The organism is Vibrio sp. FF266 (assembly GCF_041439695.1).
GTDB lineage: Bacteria > Pseudomonadota > Gammaproteobacteria > Enterobacterales > Vibrionaceae > Vibrio > Vibrio tasmaniensis_A.
In genome coordinates this window covers 24,805-44,684 of sequence record NZ_JBGOOO010000021.1, presented here as the reverse complement: position 1 = coordinate 44,684, position 19,880 = coordinate 24,805, and the positions used below count along the sequence as shown (strand labels likewise).

Annotated in this window: 16 protein-coding genes; 2 read left to right on the top strand and 14 right to left on the bottom strand. The window is 43.0% G+C overall.

Features of this window, described 5'->3' with window-relative positions; translation table 11 throughout:
• Nucleotides 1–61 precede the first annotated feature (61 nt).
• The 12 genes from ACED59_RS15735 to napF all read right to left on the bottom strand — a co-directional run bounded on the left by ACED59_RS15735 (nucleotide 62) and on the right by napF (nucleotide 14,278).
• Nucleotides 62–1,369, bottom strand: coding sequence for a HAMP domain-containing sensor histidine kinase (locus ACED59_RS15735; protein ID WP_017097487.1), 1,308 nt, complete (start codon nucleotides 1,367–1,369; stop codon nucleotides 62–64).
• Between the two features lie 2 nt (nucleotides 1,370–1,371).
• A complete protein-coding gene (locus ACED59_RS15730; RefSeq protein ID WP_017097486.1) occupies nucleotides 1,372–2,052 on the bottom strand; it encodes a response regulator transcription factor in 681 nt (226 codons plus the stop codon).
• Complete coding sequence (locus ACED59_RS15725) at nucleotides 2,042–5,197, bottom strand: efflux RND transporter permease subunit (RefSeq protein ID WP_017097485.1); 3,156 nt, start codon at nucleotides 5,195–5,197, stop codon at nucleotides 2,042–2,044. Before ACED59_RS15725 ends, ACED59_RS15730 begins: the two co-directional genes overlap by 11 nt.
• On the bottom strand, nucleotides 5,187–6,407 hold the full coding sequence (locus ACED59_RS15720; RefSeq protein ID WP_017097484.1) for an efflux RND transporter periplasmic adaptor subunit: 1,221 nt from the start codon (nucleotides 6,405–6,407) through the stop codon (nucleotides 5,187–5,189). The genes ACED59_RS15725 and ACED59_RS15720 overlap by 11 nt, the downstream gene beginning before the upstream one ends.
• A gap of 1 nt (nucleotide 6,408) precedes the next feature.
• Nucleotides 6,409–7,617, bottom strand: a complete 1,209-nt coding sequence (locus ACED59_RS15715; protein WP_371705050.1) for a TolC family protein — start codon at nucleotides 7,615–7,617, stop codon at nucleotides 6,409–6,411.
• Nucleotides 7,618–8,017: 400 nt separating this feature from the next.
• Nucleotides 8,018–9,217, bottom strand: coding sequence for an HD-GYP domain-containing protein (locus tag ACED59_RS15710; RefSeq protein ID WP_029223878.1), 1,200 nt, complete (start codon nucleotides 9,215–9,217; stop codon nucleotides 8,018–8,020).
• Between the two features lie 419 nt (nucleotides 9,218–9,636).
• A complete protein-coding gene (locus tag ACED59_RS15705) occupies nucleotides 9,637–9,774 on the bottom strand; it encodes a TIGR02808 family protein (protein WP_017097480.1) in 138 nt (45 codons plus the stop codon).
• 11 nt (nucleotides 9,775–9,785) lie between these two features.
• Nucleotides 9,786–10,367: a NapC/NirT family cytochrome c gene (locus tag ACED59_RS15700; protein ID WP_009845456.1), complete on the bottom strand. Its 582-nt coding sequence runs from the start codon at nucleotides 10,365–10,367 to the stop codon at nucleotides 9,786–9,788.
• A 29-nt stretch (nucleotides 10,368–10,396) separates the two neighbouring features.
• Nucleotides 10,397–10,858, bottom strand: a complete 462-nt coding sequence (locus ACED59_RS15695) for a nitrate reductase cytochrome c-type subunit (RefSeq protein WP_009845455.1) — start codon at nucleotides 10,856–10,858, stop codon at nucleotides 10,397–10,399.
• 125 nt (nucleotides 10,859–10,983) lie between these two features.
• Nucleotides 10,984–13,473, bottom strand: a complete 2,490-nt coding sequence (napA, locus tag ACED59_RS15690) for a periplasmic nitrate reductase subunit alpha (protein WP_009845454.1) — start codon at nucleotides 13,471–13,473, stop codon at nucleotides 10,984–10,986.
• Nucleotides 13,470–13,775, bottom strand: coding sequence for a chaperone NapD (locus tag ACED59_RS15685; RefSeq protein WP_009845453.1), 306 nt, complete (start codon nucleotides 13,773–13,775; stop codon nucleotides 13,470–13,472). Before ACED59_RS15685 ends, napA begins: the two co-directional genes overlap by 4 nt.
• Nucleotides 13,776–13,798: 23 nt before the next feature.
• Nucleotides 13,799–14,278 carry a ferredoxin-type protein NapF gene (napF, locus tag ACED59_RS15680; protein ID WP_017097479.1) on the bottom strand — a complete coding sequence of 160 codons (480 nt, stop codon included), beginning with the start codon at nucleotides 14,276–14,278 and terminating at the stop codon, nucleotides 13,799–13,801.
• A gap of 253 nt (nucleotides 14,279–14,531) precedes the next feature.
• On the opposite strand from napF, the gene narQ reads away from it, so the two are divergent.
• Entirely contained in the window at nucleotides 14,532–16,262 is a 1,731-nt protein-coding gene (narQ, locus tag ACED59_RS15675; RefSeq protein WP_017097478.1) for a nitrate/nitrite two-component system sensor histidine kinase NarQ, read from the top strand.
• On the top strand, nucleotides 16,249–16,881 hold the full coding sequence (locus tag ACED59_RS15670) for a response regulator (protein ID WP_017076057.1): 633 nt from the start codon (nucleotides 16,249–16,251) through the stop codon (nucleotides 16,879–16,881). Before narQ ends, ACED59_RS15670 begins: the two co-directional genes overlap by 14 nt.
• Nucleotides 16,882–17,100: 219 nt before the next feature.
• Here ACED59_RS15670 and dcuC read toward each other — a convergent pair whose 3' ends face one another.
• The gene (gene dcuC, locus ACED59_RS15665; protein WP_009845449.1) at nucleotides 17,101–18,468 is read right to left on the bottom strand and encodes an anaerobic C4-dicarboxylate transporter DcuC; all 1,368 of its coding nucleotides are present in this window, start codon (nucleotides 18,466–18,468) and stop codon (nucleotides 17,101–17,103) included.
• 566 nt (nucleotides 18,469–19,034) lie between these two features.
• Nucleotides 19,035–19,751 (bottom strand): GntR family transcriptional regulator, encoded by a 717-nt coding sequence (locus ACED59_RS15660; RefSeq protein WP_017097477.1) that lies wholly within the window; start codon nucleotides 19,749–19,751, stop codon nucleotides 19,035–19,037.
• Between the last annotated feature and the right edge of the window lie 129 nt (nucleotides 19,752–19,880).

Genomic DNA, 19,880 nt, shown 5'->3' with positions numbered 1-19,880 from the left:
AATGGCGACCAAAACACCCGGTCGGATTGCCCCGAGGCTTGGTCATTCGACTTAAACGAAGTTAAGCATTGGTATTTGATTTTTCTTCGCCCGGCAAATGAAGCCGAGCCAACAAGCCTCCCTCTATTTCCTCTGCTTCAAGGTGCCATCCTAGCTTCTTACATATTTTCTCGGTTAAATCCTGCCCAAGGCCAAAGCTATCTTGAAATGGCAGATCAAGTTCCTGTGTATTGATGTTCTTGATCACTATGCTGTTTTTTTCGAAATAGATATGGATCGTACCGCTGTGCGTGTATTGGAAAGCGTTACGAATGAGGTTACCAACGACAATTTTGATTGGAGTCTCTGGAAGTTCCACTGTTGGGGCATGAAGGTAATTGCGGATGATGTCGATCTCTTCACCTTGAATTAAATACTCCAACTCTTCTATCAAATTATCTAATAAAGCGACTACCGAAACTAAGCTCTGATTCGGTGGCGTTTCACTCTTTCGGACTAGCCAGAGCATGGTTTCGGTAATTTGCTGCATGTTGCTGCTCGCGCGGTCGATACGATTGATCGGGCGCTGTAAATCTGAGGGCAGGGAGATGCGCTCTAAGATCTCCATATTTGCTCGTATGATTGCAATAGGCGTTCTCAATTCGTGACTAGCATGAGATAGAAAACGTTGTTCTCTTTCTACCAAATGCGCATTCTTACTGAGTGCCTTTTCTAGATAAAGCGCAACTCGATTGTATTCACTGAATTTAAAGTTGGGAGCGGGGTTCGCCAATAGGTCGTTGGACGCGCTTTCTGACCATTCGACGAGTTGTTCGGTTTTTTTTCCTACTCGGTAACTGTAGAGCCAAAGCGCTAATACAATAAAAAATATATAGCCAAGAGCAATATAGATAATAAGGTTGAAGCGATGATCGAACCACACATCTATTGTGTCGCCAATTAGGCGGTAGTCGTACCGAGCGACTCCGAATACCAATCGTCCGTCTTCGAGAGCAAAACGGTAGACACCAAAGACAGCCTCTTTCTTGATGTCGTTGGTAACCGTTTCATCAACGAAGACGACAGTGAACTCATCATTAACAAATGTCACATCCCGAAGTACGTCTTTACCATCGACCTTTATGTTAGGCAATTGGTCATAATAAAATGACACTACGTAAGATTTAGGTAGTTTGGCTTCTGGATTTATAAGGCGTACTTCGTTAAAGCTCAACCATTCACTGGCGAGTCGCATTTTTACTGAATCTTCTATTCCATATTCAAAGTGACGGATTAAAAGTTCTCCGAATAGTAAGGCTGTCAGAAGTGACAAGCCCAAGAAAAAGGTAGTAAGGTGACCCCGTATTGGGAAGCTCTTTTTCATGCTCATGGTTACTCTTTTATCCTCAGACCTTGGCCAACGACGGTTTCAATCAACTTAGATTCAAAAGGCTTATCGATTTTTTGTCTCAGTTGATAAACCTGTACTTTTATGTTGTTACTTTCTGGTGCGTCATTTGGCCACAAACACTCCTCTATTTCTCTACGAGTAACGACTTGTGGAGTTCGGCGCATGAGGAGTTCTAAAAGCATTAGATTGAGTCGATTTAAGTCCAAGACTTGTCCTGATCTTGATACTTGCTGGCTTTCTAGGTCATAGACTAAGTCACCTTGTACTAACCTTTTTTGTTGGCTACTTCTTCGCTTAGAGAGCGCCTTGATACGTAAGGCGAGCTCTTTCATTGCAAATGGCTTGATTAAGTAGTCATCAGTGCCAGCATTGAAGCCAGCTTCTTTGTCTTGCAGCGTATCTTTTGCTGTCAGCATCAAAATAGGCGTATCGTCACTGTCGTCTCGAAGTCTTTCACAGACAGTAAAACCATCTATTTTAGGTAACATTAGGTCAAGAAGAATAACGTCATAGTAGTTTTGTTTTGCGAGTGTAAAACCGCTTAACCCGTTGTAAGCATGATCGCATTTGATGTTTTCAAATTCGAGAAACTCTGCAACAGAAGCGGCGAGCTCCTTGTCATCTTCAACTAATAACACGTTGATAGATAAGTTAGATTTCATTTTTCTTAACCCCAGTTAAAGAAGCGGATCTTTGGGTAATTATGTTGTGATACAGCCGCTTGATATCTTGTTGAACCATTAGCAATACGGGTACCAAAAGAAGTGTTATTACCGTTGCGAATAAGATTCCATACCCCATTGACGTAGCTGCTGGTATTAAAAACTGAGCTTGAGGAGAGGTTTCTGACAGTAAGGGCACTAAGCCAAAATACGTGGTTGCAGAAGTCAGCACAATAGCCCTTAAGCGTCCTGTTCCTGATTCAATTAACGCCTCGTATACGGTATCACCGCTCATTATCTTGGTATTAAAGCGTGAGATCAGTAAGAGGCTATCATTCACGACGACCCCGGTTAATGCAAGCATTCCAAACAGAGAAAGTATACTGATGGGTATCCCTTGGATTAAGTGTCCCATCAAGGCGCCCACAATACCAAATGGAATTGTGCACATGATCAGCAGTGGCTGGAAATATGAATTGAGTGGTATTGCAAGCAATGCGTAGATGCCGATAAGAGCGATAGCAAACACGCTATACAGTGAATTTGATATTTGTTCCTGCTCTTGTTGCTGTCCAGAAAGGACAATGTTTAGGTCACGATACTTATTCTGTAATCTTTTAAACAGGTCGCTATCTAGCTTATCAATGATCTCTTCTGGAGAAGCGATCGTTTTATCAACATCAGCTGTTATCACGTTGACTCTGTTACGATTCATTCGTTCAATATTTTTGGACACATATCGAGTCGATATATTGGCTACCGCATTGAGTGGTACTAACTTACCATTGCTCAAGCGAATTTGTGCGTATTTGAGGTTATCCAGTGTTTGTCTTTTTGCCCGTGGATACTGAATTTTGACCTTTATTTCATGCGAACCTTCTTGAAATTGCTGCACTTCATAACCTTGATAGGCCATGTTGAGTTGTTGTAAGAGATTCGATGTAGTAAGCCCCATAGTTAACCCCATTTCGTTAACTTTAATATCAATTTGGGCTTGTGTATTCGCGAGGCTACTTTTTATTCCATGCACACCTTGTACATTATTGAGATGATCAGTCAATTCACGAGTTGCGTTGCTGATCGTTGCTTTATTTTGACTTCTTAATTCTATGCTTATGGCTTTATCGCTGATCATATCGGCTAAGAAATTGGCGCTGTCTATGCCTTCAAGTGTTGGGACCATAGATTGCCATTCTTTAGCGATAGCACCCGCGCTGATTGGGCGTTGAGTGTTGCTCGAAAGGCCAACAATGATTTGCGAACTGTTATTGGTGGTTTCTACCAATACACTTTGGATTGGTGGTACAGACAGCGCATATTGCTTCACCAACGAATCATTCAATGATGCCGCCATTTGTTCAACTTTAAGTGTTTCACGTTGTACTAATCCGTAGCCAGTATCATCTTCGAATGCGAGCTCGATCGTGATGAAGTTAGTAGAAATCTCTGGGAAAAATACCGACTTAAGTTTGCCGGTTATTAGCGAGCCGCCAACTAGAATACACAGGGAAAAAAAGCCACAAATTACAGCATAACGGTAGCGTATAGCCAGTTGTAAACAGGGTTTGTAGAGATGCCAAGTGATGTATTTGAAACCACGTAGAACACGCTGTTGAATATAGTGCCATACGGCAGGAATACCCCATGCTGAAGTCGGTTCCATTTTGACTCGGGCAAGGTGAGCTGGGAGAATTAATTTGGACTCAATGAGTGAGAAAATCAGACAGAAAGTTGCAGCCATGGCAAATTGCGCAAAGATCTTACCGAGTTCCCCTTCGATTAAGCTGAGAGACATAAAAGCGACGATGGTCGTCAACACACCAAATGTGGTTGGTGTTGCCACTTTTTGCGCGCCAGCGATGGTCGACTCAACGGAAGCTCCGTGTTTCTCTCTTTGTTCGTAAATACTTTCACCAATGACGACTGCATCATCAACGACAATTCCGAGGGCCATGATGAAGCCAAAGGTGGTTAATTCATTAAGGGTGAGTCCAAAGAAAGAATCTCCCATAAGGACCATTGCACCGGCAAACGTAACAGGTAGGCCAACGGCAACCCAGAAAGCCACACGTATGTTTAAGAGCAGAGCCAGTAAAATAACAACGAGAGCGATACCTTGAGCACTGTTCTTAAGTAGCAAAGATAAACGGTTTTTAATCGGCTCACTTTGATCATTCCATTGGGTCAGGTGGATACCGTTCGGCAGAGTCAATTGGTAAGCATCAACGATGGATTTGGTCTCTTGGGCTAGCTGGTTGATGTTTGATTGACCATACATTTTCACCTTTAATCCTACTGATGGATGGCCGTTATAACGAGTAATGATGCCGTCGTCGTCAAATTCTAATTCAATATGTGCCACGTCGGACAAGAGTATGGTTTGCCCTGTTGCTGTGCGTTTAATTGGCAGCGAAGCGAACTCTTTCGCGCTGCGGTGTTGCTGGTCCGCTTTAAGAACTAACGTCCCTTGAGAACCTTTGAGCTGGCCGGCCGTTTGGGTTAATGATTCTGCTCTAATTTGGCTGACAATTTGCTCCATCGTAAGACTGAAAGCTTGCAATTTGGCCTCGTCAATTTCAATCGAGACCTGCTGAGATTTTCGGCCAATGTAATCAACCTTTTGTATCAAAGGAGAGTTTAGGAGCTTGTGTCGTAACTCGTCTAAATAACGCTGTAATGCACCGATAGGCACGTCACCAAACAGGTTAATTGAAACTACCTCTTCAAGGTCGGCTTGACGCGTGATCACTGGTTTTTTTGCTTCACTAGGTAAATCGCCAATAGCATCAACCGCACTTTTTACATCTTGTTGCAGTTTGTCGAGTGAATAGCCACTCGACTTAGTGATGGTTACCGTAGCACCGTCACTATTTGAACTGCTGTGTATCTGTTTGATGCCTTCTACACCTAACAATGAATCTTCTATTTTTATCGCAATGCTTTCTTCAGCCGAGCGGGCTGAGCCACTTTGATATTCGACACTTACCGTAATATTGGTTGGGGGGAGTGAGGGGAAGCTTTCTACCCGTGATTGGATAACCGAAAAACCACCCGCGACTATGATCAAAACCATTAAAAGATTTGCAGCAACAGGATTGTGAACAAACCATGCGATAACGCCATGAGTTTTTAGGTTATTGTCCATCATTCACCTCTTTAAGTGATTTGTCCCCAGAGGCAGGAGTCGGGAGGATCCGATTTAATGCGAGTTTGTCCGTGTCGTCTGTCTGAGGGCTATCCGAGAGTACTTGCATTCCCTCCACGTAGCTGGACAACGGCTTTACAACCAAAGTGATGTGTTGATTTAGGTTGCCCTGTTCAAAACCAATCGCATCGATATCTTGAAACAGTGATTGAGTCTTGTGACGATGAAGTTGACCTTCTTTGACGTACCAAATATTGCCGTCTGCAGTAATGGAAGAGGATGAAACTACAAAACTATCTGAGTAGCTCTTACCTTGAATGACAACTTTAACAAAGCTCCCGATCAGTAAAGGCTCTGGCTGTTGAAGAGGGGAGTCTATTTTTAATATGAGGTTACGCATACGTGTTGATTGTTCCACGAGCAGTGAAAGGTGACTCGCCCGTGCTGCCCATTGTTGCCCTGAATCTAAATCAGATGCTGACTGAATTGTCACCGACAGTGCACTCAAATCGGAGGGGATCTGTTGCCAGTCGCGTTCTGTGAGCTGAAGATGTACTTCAGCAGTTTCTATGGATTTGATCTGTCCCAACGAGGTTCCGGATGCAACAACACTGCTTGTGCTGACATTGCTTTGGCTGACAATGGCATCAAAAGGAGCATGGATATTCGTGTTGCTTAGTTGTTGCTTAGCATCTTCAACTGCTTGTTGTGCGGCGTTTAATCGTGCCTTTGCTGCTTTAAACTGAGGTTCTCGCAAAGCGAGGGGACTCGGCGCCTCTTCTATACCTGAAGTTTTCCACTCTTTTTGAGCACGTTGATGTTTGCGTTGTTCTTGGAAAAACGAAAGTTGTGCGTTAGCTAGCTCCTTTTCTGCGTTAGCCAGCAGTACTTGGTAACTGGAATCGTCAATGTGAAATAGCAGATCACCTTTAGAGATTTGTTCACCTAGTTGAAATTTTTTTGCTTTTGAAAGAATCACTCCTGAAACCTGGCTCGTGAGCGTTAAAGTTTCTTCTGGAATTACCTGCCCGTAACCTTCAATGGTAGAGCGGTGTTGCCCGGCAGCAATGTCGACTGTGGTGACTTTGATATATTGTCGAGACTGAGCTTCCAGCGCTAACGTTGTTTCTTCGGGGATTGACTTCATGATGTACATCGCGGTGGCAATGATACTGAGCAAGCCCAAAGCCGTAACAAGTATCTGTTTCATTTTAAACCCCCATTCCTAATGCTAACCCTAAGGTAATTCTGTTTGAGAGCCGAGTACGCTGAGTATTAAGCAACTGGATTTTAGATTGGTAAATAGATTGTTGGGCGATAAGCAGTGCCAAAACGTCACTGGCTCCTTCCTGATAAAGGTTTTGATAGTTTTTCATACTAGCCTTGGAGAATGTAAAAGCATCTCGATAATGCTGTTCTTGTTGTTTGAGGTAGAACTCTTTGTCTAGTGCATTTCCTACCTCATTGATGGCAACCAATAGTTTCTTTTGGTAATCAACAAAGCTCTCTTCTGCTTGAAGCTGAGCTATTTTTGCTTGGGTTTGTAGTGATGATTGGTCAAGAAGAGGTGCGCTGATCCCCCCAACGAGATTCCACAGGGAAGGATTGTCGATAAGCTGGTTTGGTGTTGAACCGCTACGATAAACAGAGGCAGACAGCGTGAATTTAGGCAGTAGATCTTTGTAAGCAACTGCCGCGCTTTTGTCGGCGGCGAGCACTTGCTGATAAGCGGCAAGGAGGTCAGGACGTGATCCAATCATTTCTCCGGGAAGACGTAATGGCGGAGCTTCAACTTCTGGGATCGTGAAAATCATTCGGTTAAGCTGGGTGTCGCTCTTACCTCGTAAGGTATTAAGGCCTCTGATTGCGATAAGCTGATCTTGTTCTTTAGCCGCTAAACTCGCTCTTACTCTGGATGTTGCAGCACGAGCGGTGTCGAGGTCTGCTTGTTCTTTAAACCCATCGAGCACTTGCTCTAGTACAATATTCTCAGTATTTGAAAGGCTTTGTAGCCAGCGTTGCTCAACCCCTATCACTCTTGCTCTGTAAGCAACATCAAGCCACGTCTCTATTACGCGAGCCGCGAGAGAGTTTTGTGCGTAAACATAATCAAGTTGTGTTGCCTGTTGTTTCGCGTTAGCTGCGCTTGCTGTGTCAGCTAAGCGTCCCCAAACATCAAACTCCCAACTTAAATTCAAAGACAGTTTGTGACTGTTCTGAATCTGACTTGTTTTTTGTCTAGAGGCTTGAAAGTCTGTATTTAAAGAAGGTTGAAGGTATTGATCACTTTGAGCCGCTAATAGTTCAGCTTGCTTCAAGCGAAGTGCAGTTTTATGTAGGTCGTGGTTATTGGTGAGGGCTTCTTGAACCAGATCGGCGAGAGCTTGATTGTTGAACAGCGAGAGCAATTGTGTTGACATCGTAGTGTTTACGTATCGTTGAGAGCTTTCCCATTGCTCGGGAATCTGGATTGTATTGTTCAAACTGGCTTGCGGCGTTGGTGATAGAGAAGCGCAACCCGTGAGATAGGTCAGACTACCCAGTAGTAATAACGCGGATAGGGGGCGGTGTGTGTTCATGCTGTCTTACTCTAAGATATTTATCTATAGATATACCTAACAGCGAGTAAATTGGAGGTGAAATGAGTGTTTGGTTATTGATTAAAATTGGATATGGATATGGGCTAGTAAAGGGTTTATGAAAGAACTTCTGAAAACATAAAAGCCACTGAAATCAGTGGCTTTCTAGACTTGTCCGTTTTATCTAATCAGGCCATACATGGAAAGTGCTGACCTCATCCCCCTCGAATAGCAGGCTCTATTAAAAGAAAGGGGTGACATCAATTTCAGCCTTCGTAGGAGAAATTGCTTTTACAATCGTATGCCAGCTGTGTTTTAAATCCACATACTTGACGTCAATGAAACGTTTATTCTTTCGTGAATAGAAGCACTTAACGACAGGCTCAACAGGAGCATCATCATTCGATGACCATACAATTCCAAGATGGCCATTGCTCAGCTCAACGATGGCCCCAATAGGGAAAATACCAATGCAATTAATAAATTTGTACACCAATTGCCGGTCTAAGTGATTAGGTGTCATACCTAACATGATTTTAAACGCTTCCGCTGGGCTCATTCCACGTTTGTAGCAACGGTCAGCCGTTAATGCGTCATAGATATCGACGATACAAGCCATTCGGCCGTGCTGCGGGATTTGCTCGCCACTCAGTCCATTCGGGTAACCTGTACCATCTAACTTTTCATGGTGCATTAAACATACATCACGGCTAATTTGACTTAAGCCTTCTATTTTTTTAATGATAGGTTTAGCAAATACTTGGTGTTGCTTGATGTGAGCGAATTCCTCCTCGGTTAAACGAGAAGGCTTATGCAAAACGTTATCATCGATATGCACTTTACCGACATCATGAATAATCCCACCAATAGCCAATGGCTTTAATCGGTCTTTGCCAAAACCCAAATGCTTGCCAAAAGTGACCAAAAGTGTGGCGACATTAACGGAATGTTCAAGCAAATAGGCATCTTTCTTACGTAATGCAGAAACACATTGCAAGGCATCTGAATTGATCAGTGCTGATTCAATCAGCTCATTCGCCCAACCATCCAGTTCATCCGCAACAAACGTATGCGAATCAAATGTTGCCGTAATAATTTTCTGAGCAAGACCACGCGCTTCTTGGATGATTCGCTCTGCATTTTTTTGCCTTATTTCTCGAGACGCTAATTTACTTGGAGACGTTTTATTACTCTGTTGTGGCCTATCTGCCGTTTCATCCTCAGGCACGGGATGAAACTCGCAACCTTTGGCAGAGAGTTTCTTGTCAACCCAGACATATTGAATGCCTTTATTAACTAATGTATCAATTCCTTTTTTTGAAGACACGCGTCCAGCGTTAGATAAATAAACACGCTCACTTTTCTGAATTGATGTAACAAACATTCCCACAACCAATGTGTTTATGGAAATTTTTACTGAGTCTTTAAGGTCGAACTGCATTAAATTCAATTAAGTGTTGTCAAAAACAGTGTGATTCTAATCCAATTTCTCAGCGAATCTAGTCAATTATTGATTTATTGTTTCTTAATGCCGAAATTTAATGGCAATAGCCGGAAAATTCATCGAGTTATGCGTCGAACTCGACGATATTGTTCAGCTCGGCTAAGCAACAGTGTCGTAGTCAATCAAACTAGTTGTTCGTCATTAACAGTGTTTCCTAATCGGAATGTCCAGAAAAGGACTATGTAGAAAGCTATTTTGTATGGTGAGAGTGTTGAAACAGGTGAAGTAGGGGGGACTTATTAATAAGAAAACAAAACGTCAGATATTAAAAAGCCACTGAGGTCAGTGGCTTTTTTGAGTTAATCCAATCAAAGCGGATTACACATAAATGGTAAAAGTTGATGCAATCTTGGTTCTTAATCGATTTCTTTGTCTTTACCCATAGATAAAATCCAAAGAGAGACAGCAGCAACACCTGCAAAACCGCCAAGAATGATAACTGGCATAGCGCTGTAACCTAGGATGTGCCAAATTACGTTCTCTAAAGTACTCATTCAATCGCTCCTTATTGCCAGCCTTCAACGCCGTGCATGTCTGGTAGTTTGTGTGCGATACCTTTGTGACAGTCTACACACGTTTTTTCACCAGAAGCTAGCGCTGTCGAGTGTTGTTTCGCACTACGAGGGCTCTGCTCTGAGAAGTCCATGTAATCGAACTGGTGACAGTTACGACACTCAAGTGAATCATTCTTTTTCAATCGAGCCCATTCGCGTTCTGCTAAGTGAGCACGACGTGCTTTGAACTTTTCTTCAGTATTGATGGTTTTCGCAATAAAGTGTGCGTATAGCTCTTTAGAAGCCTGAACCTTACGAACAATTTTATCTGTCCACTCATGAGGTACGTGACAGTCTGAACAGATAGCACGAACACCAGAACGGTTAGAGTAGTGAATTGTTTCTTGGATTTCAGCAACGATAGGTGCGTGACAACCAGAACAGAACTCTTCCGTATTGGTTGCTTCCATACCCGTGTTGAATGCACCCCAGAACAAAAGACCACCCGAGAAACCCAAGAACAAAACAACGCCTACCGCTGCTTTACTTGGTGTCGCGAGTCTTTTCCAAAACGCTTTAAGTAATTTTATCATATATAGCCTCTCTTACAGTCCGGCTACGATTAACGCAGTGAATCTACAGGTTTGAACTCGTTCTCAACTAGCGGTTTAGCATTAGCTTGAGGTACGTGACACTGTAGACAGAAGTAACGACGAGGTGAAACATCAGCAAGTACCGCATCTTCGCGGTTCATGTAGTGAGTTACACTCACTTTAGTTGCACCCATTTCTTTAGCGTTTTTCCAACTGTGACAAGCAAGACACTTGTTAGCGTTAAGAGACACTTCATAGCTACGAATAGTATGAGGTACTAAAGGTGGTTGGTATACGTAGTCACTCTCAAGTACTTGGTCACGAGGAAACTTTTTGAAGTCATCTGCTGCGCGAGTTGCTTCAAGTTCACTTGCACCACGTAGAGATTCTACGCCACCAATGCCGCCTGGGTTATCCAGCTCAGCTTGAGCTTGAACTGCACCAGCTAGCAAAAGACCAGCTGATAGTAGGGCAGTAATCAGTTTTTTCATGGTTAATTTCTCCGCCTAAAGGCTAATTCTTTGAGTGGACTACTTCCTTCAAAAAGTGATGAAAAAAGTAGTCGCAATATTAAATACGTTAGATCTTGTATCTAGGTTCTAAAAGCGCTTGGCTCTTAAGAAACCTTAGTGATCTTAACTGGACACTTCTTGTAATCCGTCTGCTTAGACAGAGGATCCGTTGCATCCAAGATCAACTTGTTGATCAGAATTCTTGCATCAAAGAATGGTACGAATACCAAGCCTTGTGGTGGACGGTTACGACCACGAGTTTCAACACGAACGCGTACTTCACCACGTTTGTTTTCGATAAGAACTTCATCACCACGGCGAAGGCCACGAGCTTTAGCGTCAGCAGGGTGGATGTAACAAAGTGCATCCGGTACTGCTTTGTAAAGTTCTGGTACACGACGAGTCATAGTACCTGTGTGCCAGTGCTCAAGAACACGACCTGTACATAGCCACATGTCGTATTCGTCGCTTGGCACTTCTGGTGGTGCTTCGTAAGGAGCATTGATGATAAGAGCTTTACCATCTGGTTTACCGTAGAAATCCCAACCAGAACCTTTCTTAGCGTATGGATCTGAACCTTCTTTAAAGCGCCACAGTGTTTCTTTACCGTCAACAACAGGCCAACGTAGGCCACGGACTTTGTGGTAAGTGTCGTAAGGTGCTAAATCGTGACCGTGATCGCGACCAAAGGCTGCGTATTCTTCGAATAGACCTTTTTGAACGTAGAAACCTTGAGCTTGAGCATCGTCGTTAAGCTCTTGTGCTTCAGACAGTGGGAATGCATCAACGTTGCCGTTTTTGTACAGCACGTCGTACATCGTTTTACCACGATACTCAGGTGCTTTAGCTAGAAGCTCTTCGCCCCAAACTTCTTCAACAGTGAAGCGTTTAGAGAACTCCATGATTTGCCATAGGTCAGACTTTGCTTCACCTACGGTTTTAACTTGTTGGTACCATGCTTGTGTACGACGCTCAGCGTTACCGTAAGCACCTTCTTTTTCAATCCACATTGCTGTTGGAAGGATAAGGTCAGAAGCTTGAGCTGTTGCTGTTGGGTACGGGTCAGAACATACAATGAAGTTATCTGGGTTACGGTAACCTGGTAGACGTTCAGTGTTGATGTTTGGACCAGCTTGCATGTTGTTGTTACACATTACCCAGTACGCGTTGATCGTACCGTCTTTTAACGCACGGTCTTGAGCAACAGCGTGTTTACCCGGTTTAGGTGGGATAGTGCCTTCTGGAAGCTTCCAGATGTCTTCTGCAATCTTACGGTGTTTAGGGTTAGCAACAACCATATCTGCCGGTAGACGGTGAGAGAACGTACCTACTTCACGAGCTGTACCACACGCAGATGGCTGACCAGTTAGTGAGAATGGGCTGTTACCTGGGGTAGAAATCTTACCTGTAAGAAGGTGGATGTTGTACACAAGGCTGTTCATCCATACACCACGAGTATGTTGGTTCATACCCATAGTCCAAAGTGACATTACTTTGATGTTTGGATCTGCGTATTGCTTAGCCAGCTTGATAAGGTCATCTTGAGATACACCTGACATTTCAGATGCTTTTTCAACGGTGTATTCAGCAACAGAAGCTTTGTAGTCTTCGAAGCTGATATCAGTCATTTTACCTGAGTTAGGGTTCGCAGCTGCTTTCTGTAGTGGGTCATTGTCACGAAGGCCGTAACCGATGTCTGTCGTTGCTTGCTTGAAGTTCGTGTGTTTGTTCACGAATTCCCAGTTCACCGCATCGTTTTGAATGATGTAGTTAGCGATGAAGTTAGCAATCGCAAGGTCTGATTGAGGTTCGAAGATGTAACCTGTGTCTGCAAGCTCGAAAGAACGGTGGTAGTAAGTAGACAGTACGTTTACTTTAACGTGTGGGTGGCTTAGACGACGGTCTGTAATACGAGTCCATAATACTGGGTGCATTTCTGCCATGTTTGAACCCCACAGAACGAATGCGTCTGCGTGTTCGAAATCATCGTAACAACCCATTGGCTCATCGATACCGAAGGTACGCATGAATGCACCTACCGCAGAAGCCATACAGTGACGAGCGTTTGGATCGATGTTGTTTGAACGGAAGCCCGCTTTCATCAGCTTAACCGCTGCGTAGCCTTCCATTACTGTCCACTGGCCTGAACCGAACATACCAACGCCTGTTGGACCGTTCTTCTTCAGAGCGGCTTTCCATTTCTCAGCCATTACGTCGAAAGCTTTGTCCCAAGATACTGGTGCAAAATCACCATCTTTGTGGAACTCACCATCTTTCATACGAAGAAGAGGCTGTTCAAGACGGTCTTTACCGTACATAATTTTTGAAAGGAAGTAGCCTTTAATACAGTTAAGGCCTTTGTTTACCGGTGCTTCTGGGTCGCCTTGAGTCGCGACCACTTTACCGTTTTGAGTACCAACTAGTACCGAACAGCCCGTACCACAAAAACGACAAGGCGCTTTATCCCACGTGATTTTTGTTTGATCAGAGCTAGCAATCAGGTTGGTTGCTGTTGCTGGTAGAGTTACACCTGCAACGGCTGCCGCTGATGCAGCTGCGTTTGCTTTCACAAACGCGCGTCTTGTCATTTTCATACTTCACCCTCAAGTTGAGAATTGTTGCTTCCAGTTTCTAAATCCGTTTCGTCTAGTCCAGTCTCGATTTGGTGGTAAACCAAAGCTGTCCCTAAAACGTTCGTAATATTATTAATTTCTTCGATGGTGTCCGTAACAAAACCTTGGTTCTCGGTTTCTAGGACCACGATGATTTTGCCTTCAGGGCTACTGCCGTAGATTTCCGCATTATCGTATTGCTCGATTTGTGCTTTGATCTCGTCTAGATGCTCTGGGCTCACATGCACGACTAAACTTGATATATGCACTTCATTTAGTGCCATAAATTGCTCTCGTTATTTTTGTTTTATGCATTACTCACAAGAATAGCCGAAGTAGGGCAAACTGCTACGCAGGCTCCACAACCGCTACACTCATCTAACTCGATTTTTGGTAGAGCAACACTGCCTGCTCTAAGTTGAAATTGAATCGCCATAGGTTCACACATGTCACCACAGCTTCGGCATTCAACATTTTGTTGGGCCAAGCATTTATCAGAGATAGTTGCTTTTGCCAGCCAAGGCGTTTCTTCCTCGGGTTTAAAAATTGGCTCTGGACAAACGTCTGCACATTGATAACAGAATGTACATTCGTCTTTTGAGAAGTCGACAGTAGGAAAACCACCGTCGCCGACAATGATGATGTGTGTCTCGCAACTTTCGATGCATTTACCACAACGTGTACAATCATCTGCGAAGCTTTCTAGACTTTTAATCCAAGGCAATCGAATTTGGCTTGAATCTACTTTGCGCCTAGAGAATAGGCGGCGTCTCGATAGGTCTACCACTAAATGCCTACTAATGTTGCTAAGATGTTGTAATTGTAGATCATTGTTTCGTTAATATCTTGTCATTTATCCTCACAAGTAGTGTAGTTTTAGAAATATTTGTATAAATACCCCTTAAGGGCTAAATAGGATCCTATATTGTCTTAGATCAATAAATTATGAAGCGTTTGGTCACATATTGAATGGAGCTCTGTTTTTTGATGTGTGACAATAGGTTCCCGACAGCCATTTTTATACCTTCAGGATATTAACTTTGCTTATTAAACCTGTTTCATCTGTGACGAGTACAATAGCTAAATCATTGCTATTTATATTGCTCCTTTCAGTTGCCACCACCGGTTTTGCTATTTTTACATTAGCGTCCAGCCTTAATGATGCCGAGGCGGTTAATGTGGCTGGCTCGATGCGCATGCAAAGCTACCGTTTAGCGCATGATATTCAAATAGAATCAGTGGATTACGATTCTCATATTCGTGAATTTGAAAGTTCCCTTTATTCCACATCGATGACTAATTTGGTGAGTTGGGAAGTGCCAACTGATATTACAAATGATTATTATTTAATAATTGGCCGTTGGCATGAATTGAAGCAGGTCTTAAATAGCGAAGATAGAAAACACTACCTGGTACTTGTTGAAAATTTTGTTATTGAAATCGACCGCTTTGTTTTTAAGTTACAAGAATTTTCAGAAAATAAATTAATTAAATTGGCATGGGCTGGTGGTATAGGTCTAGGTGGAATACTCGTCATATCTCTTTTTGTTGTTCATTTTGTACGTAAACAAGTTGTTAAGCCTCTACACGCTCTCGTTAGAGCTAGCCAGAGAATCAAAAATAGTGATTTCGAGGTTAAGTTAGAGGTTACCAACAATAATGAATTGGGCATTTTGACCAAAACATTTAACTCGATGGCGAAAGATTTAGGCGTGCTGTATCGAAACCTTGAAGATGTTGTCGATGCCAAGACGGTTGAGTTACAAAATGCTAACCAATCATTGCAAGCACTCTATTATTCTTCTCAAGAACTCACGGTAACGCGTGTTGCACCGGAAAATTTCCGAGCTATTTTGCAGCACTTGGTCAGTCTAGAAGGGATTGAATCGCTAAGGTTAGAAATAGTCGATAATTCGGGACGTTCTTTGATTATGGATGAAGGTTACGACCCGACTTGCGATTATGAAAAGTTTGAAATGAAACTGGATGATAACGAGCTTGTTTTGGGCTATCTGTATTGCTCATACCATCATGGTCATTCAACTAAGACGCTAATTGAGAGTTTTATTCAACTGTTATCGAGAGCTATCTACTATAATCGCGCTCAAAAGAAAGCTGAGCAGCTTATTATTATGGAAGAGCGAGCGACGATTGCGCGTGAACTGCATGATTCATTGGCCCAATCGCTGTCGTATTTAAAAATCCAAGTGACATTGTTAAAGCGTGTTATTGGTAAACTTCCGGAGCACAAACATCGAGAGCAGTCAGAGCAGATAGCATCTGAGCTAGGGAATGGATTAGCGGGTGCTTATACTCAATTGAGAGAGCTACTCACCACATTTAGGTTATCCATCAAAGAGGGTAGCTTTGGAGATGCTTTGAGCACCATGCTAGAGCAACTCAGTGAAAGAACCGATGCGAAGATTAAATTAACTAATAACCTTTCATCGCTCGAGCTTGATGCACACAGTCAGGTTCACTTGCTTCAATTGATTCGTGAAGCAACAATAAACGCAATAAAACACGCCAATGCCGACTTGATAGATGTATGCTGTATCGATGAGGACGGACAAGTATTAGTCGTGATTAAAGATAATGGAGAAGGCTTTGACCCAAGTAGTTCGAAGATGAACCACTACGGAATGAGTATTATGCAGGAGCGTGCGGCAAGACTGAATGGTGACTTAACGATTGAAGCGGCTCAAGGTGAGGGCTGTACAGTCATATTGAAATATAAAAGTTTAAAGGAAGTTAAAGTTGACGATTTGTAAAGTAATGTTGGTTGATGATCATCCATTGATGCGCAGAGGTATAAGCCAATTACTGAGCTTTGAAGATGAATTTGAAGTGATTGCAGAAGCAAGTAACGGTACTGAAGCGGTCGCTCTTGCCCATGAAGAAGAACCTGATTTGATCCTGTTGGATCTGAATATGAAAGGCATGTCTGGGCTAGATACCCTGAAAGCACTTCGTACTGATGGTTCAAGCGCTAACATCGTTATTTTAACGGTTTCTGATAGCCCTGCGGATATCGAAGCGATTGTTAAAGCGGGCGCTGATGGTTACTTACTGAAAGATACTGAACCCGATGAGTTGATTGAACTGCTTAAACAAGCACATAGCGGCGATAAGGCATACAGCAGTGTGGTCTCTCGCTATTTGAATGATGCTGACAGTCGAAATGATATCTTCGACCAATTGACTGAACGTGAAATGCAAATTCTTCAAGAAGTCGCGAAAGGTTACCGTAACAAGCAGATCGCCGATCACCTGTTTATTTCTGAATCGACAGTTAAGGTACATATGAAGAGTTTGTTGAAAAAGCTGCAAGTGCCTTCTCGTACCGCAGCAACCGTTCTTTATTTAGAACGTTATGGTGACATGAAGTAGGGTTTGTTCTTTTTAAGTAATACTATTTAAAGCCGTGCTGTTTCAATCCCTTGTGACATTTTTAGTGTCAAGCTCCAATAGATAGAGTTTTGAATTCTCTAATTAATATGACGCAAAAAAGGCGCTGAACTTATTAAGTTCAGCGCCTTTTTGTTAGGGCATTTTATATCGGCATCTCTATCTTAGCTTGTATCAGTCTAGATAGAGTGTTTCTTTAAGTTAAGCTGCCATTGGAACCAATACCAGCGTACCAAAGATAACCGTGATAAGACCACAGATTACTGGAACAGAAGTACGTTTTACAACTTCAAACGGGCTGATTTTACCCATACCCGATGTCGCAACAATTACGCCAGATACTGGAGAAATGGTACGGCCTAAGTTAGAAGCTTGAAGCATAGGGATGATTAGGAACGCTGGGTTCAAGCCCATTTTCGCCGCTAGTGATGGAGCCAGCTCTACGAATGCATAGAAAGGCGCGTTACCAGAACCTGTCGCGATAGCTGCAGCAACCGTTAAACCTGTTAGGATAAGCATCAATGCGATACCGCCTGCGCCTGCCGATTCAGCAAGACCGATTAGGTTATCAATTGCACCGATAGACATTAGACCTTGAGCAAATACGCCCGCCGCAACCAACAACATTACCACGCCTTTGAACGCGTCAGCCATGCCTTGGTAGCAAGAATCTAAGTCTTCTAATGTTTTCTCGCCGTCAAACTTCTTAACAACGTAATCGATAACTGCGCCCACGAAGATAGAACCTACCACAATAGTGTAGATATCAAGTGAAAGCCCCGGAATCGTACGGCCGTTGAATAGGAAAACGCCGATGATAGGTAGGAATGGCAGTGCAGCGTAGAAAGCCGGTGCTGTTGTTTCGATTTCCGAAACGTCTACTTTTTCCATTGGCGTGTTTTCTTTTTTATCTAGGTATTTGTTCCAGAAGAAAGCCGCGCCAGCCATCACGATGATTGCACAGATAGAAACAGGCAATACTGTTTGAACAGCAAACACATCAAGAGACATGCCTGATTTTTCAGCTGCGATAACCACATCACCAGAGGTTGGTGAAAGAATGATGGCTGCAGGTGACGCACAAACCGCCACGGCTGCTGGGCGAGAAATACCCATTGCCGTCATCATTGGGAATAGGGTTGCCATCAATAGCACACCAAGACCCGTTGCAGAACTTACCGCTAGAGACATTAGACACGCTACGATGTAAGCCGCTACAAGAAGCACATAGGGAGATTTGATAGCAGCAAGCGGTTTAGAGAACTGTTTCACTACTACGTTGTTAGCACCAATGTGCGTCATGTAAGAAGCAAAACCACAAAGAAGCATGATCTGCATTCCGAGGCCTCCACCTCTATATTGTAACATATACTTAACAAACTCTAGTGAGTCGGTAACCATGTTACCTGTTGAGGCGACTTTAGCTGGTAAGACTGTGTGACCAATAAGGCCAGTAATAAGAAGTAGGGCAAGGCCAGCAGTTAGTAATACGCCTGCCGCTTTATAGCCTTTCACAATAAAGTAACCAACAGCGATGGTAATTACTAATCCGATCAAGAGCTCTAACATAGAAATCTCCACAAAGTTTAAAAAGTATAAGAAAGTGTTTCAGAATATGACAATGAATGTACAGAAAACTGCACTGTGGCACGAGGCATAGTTGAGGTTGGTATGATCTAAGACAAACATTTTTTTCTATGTTAATTGTGGTTGTAAATATTGATTAACTACTGTTGTTTGGGTGTTAATAAACAAATTTTGTGACTCCCTAGAATATAACTTGGATCACCTTTGCTTGTTTTAGTTTCATATGACAGGAAGGGTTGGATAACTTTAGCCGTTGATGTGCAAATGGTGATAATAGCGAGAAAAAGAGAGTTATGTGGGGCAAGAGACGAACGGGCGATTTGATGTGGGAAGCACAATCAAAGTGTTACAGCCTTATGATGTTTTAGAGTGGTTTTAATGCTATCGAGCACTTCGCGTTGAAGCCTGGAGGGAGATTTAATTCTCGGTGATCAAATCACACAACGCGTATCTGGTGTGTGATTTGGTATTAAAGGTAAAAGAAGCTCTAAGTGTGGAAGAGCTTCTTTGGTGCATTCGTTTAGGTAAACCAAAGCCTATAGTATTGCTTACCTTTGGCGTCTTGCGACCAAAGTAAATCGGTAATCGTTAGACGTGAAGTAGTTACGGCTGTATTCAAACACCGTGTTATTGACAAGGTAACCGCGAGTACGTTTTTCAATGATAGGCTGAGCTGGGTCAATACCTAGCTGTTTCGCAACATCTTCAGGCGGAAGAATCGGCACCAATTCTTGCTCACTTCTATCAATCACCATGCCTTTGGTGTTCTCAATAAAGTCGTACTTTGATGTCTGCATCACTTGATAGGTGAGATCTGGGAATAGGGCAACAGGTAACCAAGTTTCTTCAACCGTGATTGGATTGTTGTCTATGAAACGAACACGCTTTACGTAGAAAACCAATTCGCCTTCTTTGATATCTAAATGCTCAGACATCGCCAAAGAACACGGCTTCATTTCAAAGGCCAGAACGTCACTGTGTGTAACCACATCCAAATGCGCCCACTTTTCTTGAAAGCTCGACTGTTTGTAGATGTCGTAATTGATCTTGTTCTCTTTGACGTAAGTGCCGCTGCCTTGAACGCTTTCAAGCTCATCGTTTTCGATCAGTAGTTTCAGCGCTTGTCTAACCGTTACACGGCTTACCGAGAATACTTCACGCAATTGCGCTTCTGTTGGGAGTGCTTCTCCAACTTTATATTCTCCAGAACTGATTTTTTCTCTTATTGCATCTGCGATTTGGCGATACATCGGGAGTCTTGCCATTTTTGCCTCATTTGTGCGCTAGAACAACTAGACTTTGATTAACAACCTGTACCTTAAATACGTAAATTTGCTCTATATAAGCCTTGCTTTAAAGGTTAGTGTGAGCGTCGTATCGGCGTTTTGTAGTAC

Coding starts and splice junctions, on each gene's coding strand:
- ACED59_RS15735 (WP_017097487.1), bottom strand. CDS start 1,369: ATGAGCATGAAAAAGAGCTTCCCAATACGGGGTCACCTTACTACCTTT.
- ACED59_RS15685 (WP_009845453.1), bottom strand. CDS start 13,775: ATGGCACTAAATGAAGTGCATATATCAAGTTTAGTCGTGCATGTGAGC.
- ACED59_RS15660 (WP_017097477.1), bottom strand. CDS start 19,751: ATGGCAAGACTCCCGATGTATCGCCAAATCGCAGATGCAATAAGAGAA.
- ACED59_RS15720 (WP_017097484.1), bottom strand. CDS start 6,407: ATGAAACAGATACTTGTTACGGCTTTGGGCTTGCTCAGTATCATTGCC.
- ACED59_RS15725 (WP_017097485.1), bottom strand. CDS start 5,197: ATGGACAATAACCTAAAAACTCATGGCGTTATCGCATGGTTTGTTCAC.
- dcuC (WP_009845449.1), bottom strand. CDS start 18,468: ATGTTAGAGCTCTTGATCGGATTAGTAATTACCATCGCTGTTGGTTAC.
- ACED59_RS15700 (WP_009845456.1), bottom strand. CDS start 10,367: ATGATAAAATTACTTAAAGCGTTTTGGAAAAGACTCGCGACACCAAGT.
- ACED59_RS15710 (WP_029223878.1), bottom strand. CDS start 9,217: ATGCAGTTCGACCTTAAAGACTCAGTAAAAATTTCCATAAACACATTG.
- ACED59_RS15715 (WP_371705050.1), bottom strand. CDS start 7,617: ATGTCAACACAATTGCTCTCGCTGTTCAACAATCAAGCTCTCGCCGAT.
- ACED59_RS15705 (WP_017097480.1), bottom strand. CDS start 9,774: ATGAGTACTTTAGAGAACGTAATTTGGCACATCCTAGGTTACAGCGCT.
- ACED59_RS15730 (WP_017097486.1), bottom strand. CDS start 2,052: ATGAAATCTAACTTATCTATCAACGTGTTATTAGTTGAAGATGACAAG.
- ACED59_RS15695 (WP_009845455.1), bottom strand. CDS start 10,858: ATGAAAAAACTGATTACTGCCCTACTATCAGCTGGTCTTTTGCTAGCT.
- napA (WP_009845454.1), bottom strand. CDS start 13,473: ATGAAAATGACAAGACGCGCGTTTGTGAAAGCAAACGCAGCTGCATCA.